We start from the raw sequence: 11,516 nt of genomic DNA on the forward strand, positions 1-11,516 counted from the left end.
CGATAAAAATGAAAATGAGAATCACCATAAGCTTCACCCAGCGGTAGAACTTTTGATTAATTTTTCTCAATTTTTCTGCTTTTTCTTCGCTATCCACTATCATTAGGTTCACATAATAAGTCTTGGTATTATAGATAGTCAGTCCCAAATATAAGATGGTCGCCACGATAGGGAGGGTATAAGTCATTTTGCTGGCCCAATACTCGCTGGGGTTTTGAAAAAAGTCATAATTCTCCGGCACCATTTCTGCCCCTAAGTGCTGAAAATGATAAGTCATGACCCATAACAAAACAAGGGCTGCGAATGAAAGAATCTCAATAATTTGATCCCAAAAGGACAAGTTCAAAATCGGGAAGTATTTTTGGCGCCAGTTCATGCGTAAATTGCTATCACAATCATATTTAGATGGCAAAAATAGGCTTAATTCCACAAAACATTCAAACCTCTTATAACTCTTATAAGCTTTTTTAATAAAATCAGTTAAAAAACTCCAATTTATTGTGCTTCCCCTCTAATTTCAATGGCAAATTCCAATCTGTAGCCCTTTGAACATCAGCACCATTTAGTACAATTTTCCGGAATGGCCTGAAATCCATCTCAAATTCAAGCGTCCAATCTTTTTTTTGCGTAATGTCGATAACCACCCGATCGGTTGTTTTATCCAATGAAATATCCAGTACATTATCGGCAATAACTATTTGCTCAAGTTTGGCTCTATTCCAATCACTTGGGAACTGTGGTTTGATCTTTATTAATTTCAAATGGGCTTCTGGCTTAACCCCAAAAAACTGCGTCACCATAGGCACAGCATAAGCATAAAGGTTCCAAGCTTGGGTCATCATCCCATAATCAGGTGAAACTTCATAAATAGATCCGGGAAGTGCAAAACCAAAAGACTTGGTCATTCTTTTTAAATAATCCAAAGCCTGATCTGGGCGGCCATAATTGTTTTCAGCTATAGCCTGAACTCCTGTGGGAAGGGTCATCACTGCTCCAGTGTAGGAGAAAACCTTGCTTCCTGAAAAAGAACCATCTTCCATTTCGGCTGATTCATCTCTGTCAATACCGGTAACAAACACACCGAATGGATTGACAAACTTACTGGCCTTATCCAAGGCCAATATTGCCTTATCTAGGTCGGCTATACCCACCTCCATAGGCGTATTCACCACCCAGTTATGGAAAACCACAAAGCCTTGCTTTTGGTTTTTAGGGTAATTAGAAACTCTTTTCTTGGTTTGCTCCAATTCTTGCACCGCCCAAGGTTTGTTTAAAGTATCTGCCCGGATGATGGCCGCATTGATCAAAGACAAGGCTTCTGCAGTCGTACCAATAAAGTCAGCATAAGAATTGAACTCCTCCACCCAAAACTCTTCATTAATTTTAATCCTCAATGCATCTGCAATATGTTGATAACTTTCAACCTGTTCAGATTCCCCCATGATTTTGGCCATCTGTGCAGCATCTGCAAAGGCCTTTTGCGTATATACCGCTACATCAATCATTTCTGATTCCAAGCCATGAATCTCCATCATACCATACCCGTCCGGAAAAAGATTTCCATCCAGGTCATTTTCTTCCATCAACCATTGCAAACCCTTCTTGATCATAGGGTAATACTTCGCCAAAAATTCCTTATCCCCAGTCCATTGGAATACCCACCAAATCAGAGAGGCAAACTGTGGGGTTTCGTTGATATTACCTGGATTGAATACTACTCCGTTGGTACTAACTTCGTGAATTATTCTGCCATTACCGTTACTTTCAGAAAGTTTGTGAATCAGGGCGATGGTCTCATATACCAAATCTTTTCTCCCTGTTGCGATCGCCCCTTTCAAGGTATATTCATTGTCCACGCCAAACCACCAAGGGTAATCCGGCATTCCTGCTCCAAGTCCCCTACCAATTTCAGGAACATCCCTCACCAACCATTCTGTATTGTATTTCACCCATTCAAAAGCACGCTGTAATGCTTCATCTTCAATACTCAATTTGGCTATTGCACCTATTTTTTCATAATGCCTTTTTTTATCCAATAAAAAAGTTGCCGCATCCTTGTACAATCTGTCATAGGTAGTTTCAGCATCAGTTTGGTCACTGTATGAACCAGCTACATAAAAACGAAGGATTTGAATATCATCAGCCCCTAAAACCAGCGAATAAACCAATTGGCCTGTTGCCCCTAAGCCCTTTGGCTGGTAATTGCAGAAAGATGAGCTATCTTGCAGATAGTCTACAGGTTCCCGGTCAGCTCCAAACAGCACAAACCAGTCGTTGCCGGCATCCTTTCCACGCCAAGCTTTTCTAGAAGCGTCAAATTCCATCATGTCTGCATGGTCAATCATATTTGCTCTTTCTCCCAACCAGACAGGCATCAAATCAGTGTGACCGGTAAACTCAAATTGGATGGTTTTTGGTGACTTATCCACATTTTTAATAGCAAACTCAATGATGAGTCCTTGTTGACCATCCGGCGCAAATTGAAAGCGCTCAACTTCCAAGCCTGGGACGGCATTTCTGAAAATATGCTTGTTGGCAATGGGATAATTTATAAAAGCATCGGCCCTATTCAAACAGTAAAATTGATCTTCTAATTGAATGGCTGCCGTAAAACCATCCATCAATTTGATGGGGTGATTCCAGATGCCACCCATTTCACCTTCCACATGCCAACCTAATTCCGGGAATGTGCCATCTTGATGACCCACCATGTAGACTCTATCACCTGGTGTAAAAAAAGGGGATTCCAGATACGCTTCCCTTCCCACTAATTTTTCCATATCATCCAAAATAGCTGAAAGGGAACGATCACCGGGCTCTTGTTGACAAGAAAACAATCCACCAATTAAAAACAGATATAAGCTTAACCACAGTTTCATCATCCCAATTAATTAGGTAAGTTTGAAATACTCTCCTGATTTTAAATGGGCAGCATGCATGGGCCATTTATTGCCTTATAACAGCAGGAGTTAACAACACATCAACACGTTCAGTTTGTATACTTGATCCGTCTTCAAATTCAAAGACCATAAAAATAGAATGCAAGGCCTGCAATTCAGGATTTCTGTTAAAAACGAAGTAAGTTCTTGTAAAGTTGGATTCATTGACATAAAAATCCAACCATTCACGCTTTTCAATAAATTGACCGAAAGGTGTGCCAGCTCTTGGACTGAAAAGGACAATACTAGACAAATCCTGAAGAGGACCAATTTCCCCAAAAGACTGATTACTGAATACTTTGACGTCTCTAACTTTTTTATCAATAAGATACTTTGGAAAACAATTGCCTTCAAAAACGGGCAGCGTTCTAAAAAATTTATCCATTTTGATTTCCATTTTTAGAACAACTATGGGAAACTGATCCGCATTGTCCCAAGGTTCGGTCTCGTCTACACCTTCACCGGGAAACCACCTTCTTGGTTCAAGACTTACATCCCTGATTTCAAAAAGACCATCTTGACAATCTTCAGAACAAGAAGATATAGAAATCAACGAAAGAAGAAATGCAACTATCAGCGGAAGTTTAGCTGTTTTCATATCAATTATTTTAGGGCAATATTAAGTCTTTGTCAATCAATTTTCCAATTTCTTTCCAAGTAATCAATTGGATATTGTTATTTTTTAACAAATCTCTGGCTTTCTGCCCGGTAAAAAAATCAAAGTCTGCTTGTCTCCATGCTGCATGCCAATGGGTAAACCTAGTGGTGATCGCACGCATTTCCGCATCATCATAGGCAATATGATTCAGCAAAACAGTTATTCCTGGCTCTAGATTATTCAATACATTTGTATAAAAAGCTTCCATACCCATTTCATCATAGGCTTCTGGGTTAGCAATGGCCACTTCATCAATTAAAATCAACTTATCCACATCTATATCCTTAAAAAGGGCTGCATTAGGCCTAATGACTGCATCTACAATTTGTTTATTCATCATGGCAGGAATGCCATATTCCTCAGCCAATTTTAAATAGGAAAGCACATACTCTGGTCTTCCATAAAAAACACAGCCCATATGGGAATCCAAATGGGTGGGCTTGATACCAATTTTGATGGCAGCTTCTATTTGGGCGCGCATCTCTTTTTCAACTTCTTCAGGACTAGCATTTTGTGCCACAGCGGCACAATCTTTATACATAAAACCATCCGGACCCACAAGCCCTGGCACTTCTGATTTGGAAGCGATCGGGGCATATTTGTAGGTATGCCACTCATTGGTGAGGGTAATATGAACCCCTATGTCCAAGTCAGGCATATCCTTTACCATTTCCCCTGCCTCGGTAGACCAAGCACAAGGCATCATGATGCTTGTGGAGTTCACAACGCCATTTTTTATAGCTGCTATAGTAGCTGCGTTTTCTGAATGGGCCATGCCTAAATCATCAGCATGGATAATCAATAGCCTGTCGGATTTGCTATAGCCCAATCTTTCCGCCAAGGTTTTGTCCTGGGAATAGACTTGAAAACAGATAATTGCAAGAATAAATGTAGCTAACTTTTTCATGGCTCTAGAGCTTTTATTTTAAGATTTTAAATGGTGGATCTCCGTGATCAATATTTAATTCTCCCAACCCCAAGCTGGCCCTGGGCTATCTACCTCCTTTGTCATATCAAACTTTACAGAGAAATACCTATCCGAGCCAATTCTTCTGAGGTTGTAGGTAAACGACACATCATCAACTGTAATCCACCAAACGTTATTGGCAGCATAAGGAATTAGGTCAGCAGTTTCTTGATCAGCTGGAAAATATTGGATGCTTGCCATACCTGTATTGGATGCTATTCCCCCATACTGGGTAATTTCATCCTCAGAGCCATCCTCATGTCTATGATCATGCTTCAGTTTTATCAATCCATCTTGCATGGTTAAGACCCAAGTCCTAGACTTGTCATCCCCTACAAAAAAAGGGATGTGGATAAAGTCCTCTCCGCAGCCGACTACATGCATAACCAAGCGCTTACCTATGAAAGGATCATTTTCAGAGGGTGTCATAATTTCACCTTCATAAGCTTTTCCACAATGCAATTGTAGGGTTTTCCAGAAAATCTGGTTGGAAGGTGCTTCTTGTGCAAACAGGGAAATACTCAGAAAAAAGACAGCAATAAAGGAAAGATACCTCATTTTATTATTTGTTTGATTTTTACAGAAAGTAATAAAGCACAAATCCATGGATTCCACAAACACTTTTATTTAACAAGCTGTTGAAAAAATGCATGATGTTTAAAAGAGTTATAGTTTGGTTTAGGAATGACTTAAGGGTGCATGATCATGCACCCTTATTTTACGCGTCTCAAAAAGCGGAAGAGGTTATTCCTGTTTATTGCTTTGATCCAAGAAACTTTGGAAAGGTAAATCTGGAAATCGACAAAACGGGTAATCACAGGGCAAGGTTTCTCATAGAATCTGTGGATAACCTGAAAAATAACCTTGTAAATCTGGGAGGAGACTTAGTTATACTACAAGGTAAACCAGAAGAATTACTGGTAGATATAGCCAAAAAATACCAAGTTGATGCAATCTTTTTTTCAGAGGAAGTTACTTCCGAAGAAAAAAAAGTAGAACTTAATTTGGAGGGGCATGCATGGAAGCATGGGATTAAGACCACCGCATACTGGCAAAGCAGTCTTTACAACATTCAAGATTTACCTTTTCCGGTCATGCAGACCCCTGAAGTATTCACTCAATTCCGAAAGGAATGTGAAAAGTTTGCTAAGGTGCAACCTACATTGCCCACACCGAAGCAAATTAAATTTCCAAATAACTTAAATGACTTGGGTGAAATGCCTGAGTTATCCACATTTGGTCTGAAGGAACCTGATCATTCTTCCCGTTCTGTGTTGGTGTTCAAAGGAGGTGAGACGGAAGGAATCAGGAGACTTCAGGCCTATTTTTGGGAAAAAGACCTACTTAAAGTATACAAGGAAACTCGAAATGGTTTACTTGGCTCGGATTATAGCAGCAAATTTTCAGCTTGGCTTTCAATGGGATGCTTAAGCCCTAGATTCATCTATGAAGAAGTAAAACGCTACGAAAAGGAAAGAAAGAAAAACCAATCCACCTACTGGTTAATTTTCGAATTAATCTGGAGAGATTACTTCCGCTTTATTTGCAAAAAGCACGGCGAGAAGGTTTTTCAATTAGGAGGCATTAAAAACAATGTGGATAAGTGGAGCAGGAATGAAAATTATTTTTGGAGATGGGCTAATGGAGAAACCGGCATACCTTTTATAGATGCTAATATGCGTGAACTGAATGAAACCGGTTTTATGTCCAACAGGGGCCGACAAAACGTAGCCTCTTTTTTGGTCAATGACCTTGGTATAGATTGGAGATGGGGTGCCATGTATTTTGAAAGTCAGTTGATAGATTATGATGTATGTAGCAACTGGGGCAATTGGATGTATGTGGCAGGGGTAGGCAATGACCCAAGGGAAAACCGCTACTTCAACATCATGAGGCAAGCACAAAATTATGACCGAAAAGGAGATTATATCAGACATTGGATTCAAGAATTGGCTGAAATTCCAGGTTTTGATATCCATCAACCTTTCGAGTTATCCACATCCCAATTAAAGAACTATAAAGTCGTGCTTGGCTCAACTTATCCACATCCCCTAGTGAGGTACAAAGCATGGATATAGTTATACTTCCAACTTCCAGAATCTCGAAAAGCCTAGTCCTCCACATTTAAAAAATTTTGGATTTTTTACATTCATTAGAATTTTTTTCTAACTCAGGCAGTTCATAAAGTAAAGTGACTTCAATTCTTGCCTATATTTAAGCATGGAAAGAAGCTTACTCATCCAAATTGAAGGTTATGACATCTGGAAACAGCAAGGTATTTCCCAGGAAGCAATAGCTTTTTTGGACAGCATTTCCTGGGGCGCTGAAGGAGCAGTTTATGAACATAAAAATACAGCCGAACATTTCAAGGTAATCAGTAATCCCTATTTGTTAAGTATTGAACAAGAAGGAAAAATTCTTGGCACAGCTGTTTTTTGTAATCCACAAGTTGAAGTACAAGGCAAACCCTTCAATTACTATTATACACGCTACTTTGCCTCCTCTCCAGAAGTGCGAGGGAAGGGAGTTGTCAAAAAATTGGCCATCGAGGTAATGCGCTCCATCAGAAATGAGGAAGAGCGAAAAACCATCTTTGTCGGTTTTATCGAAAAAGGCAATAAAAGTTCCTACAGGGTAACCGAAGCAGCAGGTTACAAACCCATTGCCACCATCCAAACCTTGGGGTTCAGTCGGTACTTTCCTAAAAAAAGCAAAAAGATTGAAAGAATCACTGATGAGGCTACAAAAATAGAAGTTATCCACATATTAAAACAGCACTATCAAAACCATGCTTTGGTACATTTTGACTACCTATTTGATCAAAGCAATTATTATGTGCTTAGGGAAAATGGAAAAATAATTGCAGGCTGTCAGTTCCATAAAGCCCATTGGGTAGTGAACCGTATGCCCGGAATCATTGGGAAAATCGTCTTGAATGTGTTACCGAAAGTTCCTTTGCTCAATCGGCTTTTCAATCCAAAGCAATTTGAATTTCTGGCTTTTGAAGGCATCTATGTGGAAAAGGGGAAGGAAAAACAGCTTCATGAACTTTTTGAACACCTTCTCGCACAGGAAGACTTAAGGTCAGCTTTGATTTGGATGGATCAGCGCTGCCCCTATTACAGACAAATACAAGCCTATGGAAATTTGGGACTTATCCACAATTTTGTGAAAGACTCAGAAGTCATCATTATGGCCTCCTACCAAAACCTAAATGATGAAGAAATCGAAAATGTAGAAAAATTACCGCTTTATGCAGCTGCTTTTGACTACATCTAGTATTCAAAAAATTCTCGGGATTCTTTCAGAAGAAGTACAGATCAATTATTTCATTTTCAAAAGGGAGGGTAAATTCCTATTTTTATCCAATACTAAGATCTAAATCAAGATATGCCCATGAAAAATGCACTTGTAGTTCTGTTGCTGCTCTTTTTCTTGGCTTCCTGCGGTAGCCAAGGTAACAAAAACCAAGTTATCCACATAGGACAAATGAAAGCTTTTGCCGAAATGGTAGCTGCAGATGTCAAGCCCTTGGCGCTAAGTGAACCTATGAACCCTGCAGAAGTAGACGCGCTTTGGGAAACTGCTCAAGAGATCGCCCAGGAAAGGGGAGTTGAGGTATTTCGTGAAAATGAGCTGATCCAAACCCAGCTTTTCCCGACCGACATTGCAAAAGGAATGGAGGTGCTAATTTTCCATAAGCCTAAAGCCTTAAGGGCTTATAGAACCCTAAAAAACACTGTAAGAGGTGGACAAAATGGAGAAGCAGAAGCAAGGGCTTTTGGCAGGTTATTGGGTTATCCACCTCACTATATCAACAAGCTTATGGCGAAACAAACTGATTTCAGAACCCTGATTGATTTTGGAATCCAAGGCATCAATATCTTTCTTTATTACAAAGACATGGATCGGGCCAAAGCATTTTATCAAGAGACTTTGGGACTACAGATCATCTCGGATTATGGCTTTGCGGCTACGGTAAAAGTTACGGATGACTCCTGGCTGACCTTAGTAGATGCCAATTTAGGAAGGCACAAGGCCGATGAACCAAAAACTGTCGCCATAGCCCTTCTCACCAATCATCTTTCAGAATGGTATGCCTACCTCCAAAAGGAAGGTATTCCCATTAAGTATGAATACAAGCCCAAGGAGAATAATGCACACGATGGATTTGTGGCAATAGACCCAGAAGGTTACCTCTTGGAGTTTGAGATGTTCAAGCAACATCCGGAAAATGAAAAGCTGATGCCATTATTGCCTAGGTATGATGCGACAAGTGGGGCAACCGACCGTTGGTCCAAAGACGAAGGCTTTTATGGCACCGTCTTTTGGCTTTATTATGAAGATATGCAGGAAGCAGAACAATTTTTAGAGGAAAAGATGGGATTGAAACAGATTGTTGACCAAGGTTGGGCAAAAGTTTACCAAGTTTCAAAAACAGGATTTATCGGTCCTGTTGATGGGAGACGTGGAATGCACCCTTTTACCGAAAAGAAGGGGACCAGTATTTCATTCTTGGTAGAAGATTTGGAAGGATGGTATAATTACGTCCAAACCCACCAACCTTTTCCGATCTTACAGGAGATGTATACTGGAAAAGGGGACAGGTATAAGGCCTTTGTGGGGATAGATCCTGGAAAATATTATTTTGAATTCAACCGCTTTCTTAACCATCCCGACAATGAAAGGATCCTTGAAATTTTAAAAAAGGATTAAGTAACCGACAAAGGGAACTTAGCATTCAATACGCCTAGGAAAAGGGTTCAAAGGGATGCTTTGCGCTCAAGACTTGCTTCCAGATAAAGGGCATTTCCTGAAGTTTACCCCTCACAAAGGACTTGATTTCATCTTCGGAGGCTTCTGCATCCTGAATCCGGATATCGAGCAGGGTAGGCTCATTGATTGGCTTTCCGATTTGGGATACAATAAAAATTTCGGCAGCTCCTGCCAATCCATTTTTACAGAGGTCCCGGCAGACCTCATTGGCCCAGAGGTTGTAAATTTTTCCCACATGGGATATGGCATTTTTCCCCGCCGTTGCCTCCAGACTCATAGGTCTGTAAGGGGTAATTAGGCCATTGATACGGTTGCCTCTGCCCACTTGTCCATCATCTCCATTTTCAGCACTGCAACCTGTGACGGTGAGGTAAACGCTTTCTTTGGTATAATCATCCGCTGTATTGATAAAAAACTGGCTAGCTTCTAAATTTAAACGAGAAGCCAAATGATTTTTGATTTTCTCTACTTGATCCACATAAGCTTGGATATGGGGAATGTACTGATCGACCATAGCAATGGCTACCGTAAAGTAAAATTTATCATATTCCCGTACACCCATTACCTTAGTATCCTCTCCGATACAGGGAAAAGCTTTTTGCGTTTCGGGATGGCGCAACAGCTTTTCAATGGCCAAAACTTGGTTTTCTAAGGCGGAGAGGGGGTAAAAGCCAACTCCAAAAGAAGTGTCATTAGAAAAAGGAACTTCCCCCATACCAAAACGCTCAAAAAGTGCCACCAAATCCTGACTTCCACTTCTGATTTTTGGAATGATGGTGACGGTATTCTCTACATCCAAATACCTCAAACGCTTCTTCAACCAATCTTTGGCTGTATTTATGGCAATCTCATCGATAGGCACCAAATGCTCCTTTATCAAATGCGTTGCCCTACCAGCAATGATGAGTTCCATGGGATGTTTGATTTGTCCTCCTCCAAACTTTGGGGCGGATAATCCTCCCACCAAAAGGGCTTTATCCACATTATGATGCAAGATGGTCCCAAAATGTTCGAGATAATATTGGGAAAGGGCCACAGACACTGCCTCGGCAATTTCATCACAAATGGTATCCGGATGGCCCAATCCTTTTCTTTCAACCATCTCAAAATCAAGGATTGGAAAATTGGTTAGATTCCGAATAAAAATATCCATAGGCGGTTGATGCTTTGTCTAAAAATAAGAACATTTGGTCTGAAATCCATTGTCAGCCGTGCATTCTTTGCTAACAAAAAACTCCCGCATTTGAAAGCGGGAGTAAGAATTTCTAATATAAAACTGATTTATTCCGGATGCTTTCATGAATGCTATCCCAAAGCGTTTTCCTCGCTTCCAGAGCGGCGATAGCCGCTGTTTCTGTTTCCAACCACTTTTGTGTATCATCTCCACAAAGATGCTCTAACATCCTCAATGCTAAGGGGCCGTGATGATCCTCATCAAGATGGATATGCCTTTCAAAATAATATTCCAAAGTTTCCAATTCTCCTGGTTTACTCTTTATTAGATCATTGACCAACTGACGGAACAGATCGGGAATCAAGTCTTCTCTTCCCAAGGTAAAAGAAGCTGCAATTTCATGGGCCTTACCCTCTTTCACGACCTGATAATTGATGGTTAAAAAGTATTTAATAGCATCAGACATGACCTGCTTCTCGATTGCTTCCTCAAAACTATTACCACTTTCCAACAAGTCCAGTAAATGGGAGATTTCTCCTGTATTGGCTCCGGCTTCTTTCATGGCACTGATATACAATTCAAAATGACTGCAATAACCACCTTGACCATCTTCATCACTTTCCTCTGCCAAAATAATATCATTGATCAATCTGGCTACCAATGGTTCTCCTGCCGGTCTCCAAGGCAAGCTCATTCCGGTAAGCTTAATCTGCAAAGCCTTTAATAAGGTCATAAAGTCCCACACGGCATATACATGTTGTTCCATGAAAATCCTGAAATCCTCAAGGCTTTTCATGTCCTGATAGATGGGGTGCTGCAATAAAGCATTACGGTGAGGCTCAATGGCCCTCATTAATTTTTCAATATTTGGGTGCATAATTCAGGTAATTCTTAAAGAAAAACACGAAAGTGAATATTTGGTTCAAGGTAACCTACAATAAGATAAGTCAATTATCAAAATTATAACCAAAAGTCTAAAAATGTAAACAAAGTTCAATGGAG

Annotated in this window: 9 protein-coding genes and 1 pseudogene; 3 read left to right on the forward strand and 7 right to left on the reverse strand. The window is 40.3% G+C overall.

All coding sequences use genetic code 11. The annotated features are described in order from the left end of the window. The 5 genes and pseudogenes from B879_RS14855 to B879_RS14875 form a co-directional block, all read right to left on the reverse strand. Positions 1 to 376 (reverse strand): annotated as a pseudogene (locus B879_RS14855) (hypothetical protein); the annotation flags it as partial. 100 nt (positions 377 to 476) lie between these two features. Next, positions 477 to 2,882 carry an alpha-L-rhamnosidase-related protein gene (locus tag B879_RS14860; RefSeq protein WP_040400836.1) on the reverse strand — a complete coding sequence of 802 codons (2,406 nt, stop codon included), beginning with the start codon at positions 2,880 to 2,882 and terminating at the stop codon, positions 477 to 479. 64 nt (positions 2,883 to 2,946) lie between these two features. After that, a complete protein-coding gene (locus B879_RS14865) occupies positions 2,947 to 3,537 on the reverse strand; it encodes a hypothetical protein (RefSeq protein WP_009186022.1) in 591 nt (196 codons plus the stop codon). Between the two features lie 10 nt (positions 3,538 to 3,547). Then, complete coding sequence (locus B879_RS14870) at positions 3,548 to 4,504, reverse strand: polysaccharide deacetylase family protein (RefSeq protein ID WP_009186023.1); 957 nt, start codon at positions 4,502 to 4,504, stop codon at positions 3,548 to 3,550. A 54-nt stretch (positions 4,505 to 4,558) separates the two neighbouring features. Next, positions 4,559 to 5,122, reverse strand: coding sequence for a hypothetical protein (locus tag B879_RS14875; protein WP_009186024.1), 564 nt, complete (start codon positions 5,120 to 5,122; stop codon positions 4,559 to 4,561). A gap of 95 nt (positions 5,123 to 5,217) precedes the next feature. Here B879_RS14875 and B879_RS14880 point away from each other — a divergent pair, with 95 nt between their 5' ends. The 3 genes from B879_RS14880 (at position 5,218) to B879_RS14890 (ending at position 9,280) form a co-directional block, all read left to right on the forward strand. Then, complete coding sequence (locus B879_RS14880) at positions 5,218 to 6,642, forward strand: DASH family cryptochrome (RefSeq protein ID WP_009186025.1); 1,425 nt, start codon at positions 5,218 to 5,220, stop codon at positions 6,640 to 6,642. A gap of 142 nt (positions 6,643 to 6,784) precedes the next feature. Beyond that, positions 6,785 to 7,843: a GNAT family N-acetyltransferase gene (locus B879_RS14885; RefSeq protein ID WP_009186026.1), complete on the forward strand. Its 1,059-nt coding sequence runs from the start codon at positions 6,785 to 6,787 to the stop codon at positions 7,841 to 7,843. Positions 7,844 to 7,960: 117 nt separating this feature from the next. Further along, positions 7,961 to 9,280, forward strand: coding sequence for a VOC family protein (locus B879_RS14890; RefSeq protein ID WP_238542146.1), 1,320 nt, complete (start codon positions 7,961 to 7,963; stop codon positions 9,278 to 9,280). A gap of 34 nt (positions 9,281 to 9,314) precedes the next feature. On the opposite strand, the gene B879_RS14895 is transcribed toward B879_RS14890, so the two are convergent. Continuing rightward, positions 9,315 to 10,493, reverse strand: a complete 1,179-nt coding sequence (locus tag B879_RS14895) for a methionine adenosyltransferase (protein ID WP_009186029.1) — start codon at positions 10,491 to 10,493, stop codon at positions 9,315 to 9,317. Positions 10,494 to 10,605: 112 nt separating this feature from the next. Then, positions 10,606 to 11,391, reverse strand: coding sequence for a DUF3050 domain-containing protein (locus tag B879_RS14900; RefSeq protein WP_009186030.1), 786 nt, complete (start codon positions 11,389 to 11,391; stop codon positions 10,606 to 10,608). Between the last annotated feature and the right edge of the window lie 125 nt (positions 11,392 to 11,516).

The organism is Cecembia lonarensis LW9 (assembly GCF_000298295.1).
GTDB classification, from domain to species: domain Bacteria; phylum Bacteroidota; class Bacteroidia; order Cytophagales; family Cyclobacteriaceae; genus Cecembia; species Cecembia lonarensis.

What these genes read in the sequence shown, in the direction of transcription:
- B879_RS14860 (WP_040400836.1), bottom strand. Translation starts at nt 2,882, where the DNA reads ATGATGAAACTGTGGTTAAGCTTATATCTGTTTTTAATTGGTGGATTG.
- B879_RS14880 (WP_009186025.1), top strand. Translation starts at nt 5,218, where the DNA reads ATGTTTAAAAGAGTTATAGTTTGGTTTAGGAATGACTTAAGGGTGCAT.
- B879_RS14900 (WP_009186030.1), bottom strand. Translation starts at nt 11,391, where the DNA reads ATGCACCCAAATATTGAAAAATTAATGAGGGCCATTGAGCCTCACCGT.
- B879_RS14885 (WP_009186026.1), top strand. Translation starts at nt 6,785, where the DNA reads ATGGAAAGAAGCTTACTCATCCAAATTGAAGGTTATGACATCTGGAAA.
- B879_RS14890 (WP_238542146.1), top strand. Translation starts at nt 7,961, where the DNA reads ATGAAAAATGCACTTGTAGTTCTGTTGCTGCTCTTTTTCTTGGCTTCC.
- B879_RS14865 (WP_009186022.1), bottom strand. Translation starts at nt 3,537, where the DNA reads ATGAAAACAGCTAAACTTCCGCTGATAGTTGCATTTCTTCTTTCGTTG.
- B879_RS14895 (WP_009186029.1), bottom strand. Translation starts at nt 10,493, where the DNA reads ATGGATATTTTTATTCGGAATCTAACCAATTTTCCAATCCTTGATTTT.
- B879_RS14875 (WP_009186024.1), bottom strand. Translation starts at nt 5,122, where the DNA reads ATGAGGTATCTTTCCTTTATTGCTGTCTTTTTTCTGAGTATTTCCCTG.
- B879_RS14870 (WP_009186023.1), bottom strand. Translation starts at nt 4,504, where the DNA reads ATGAAAAAGTTAGCTACATTTATTCTTGCAATTATCTGTTTTCAAGTC.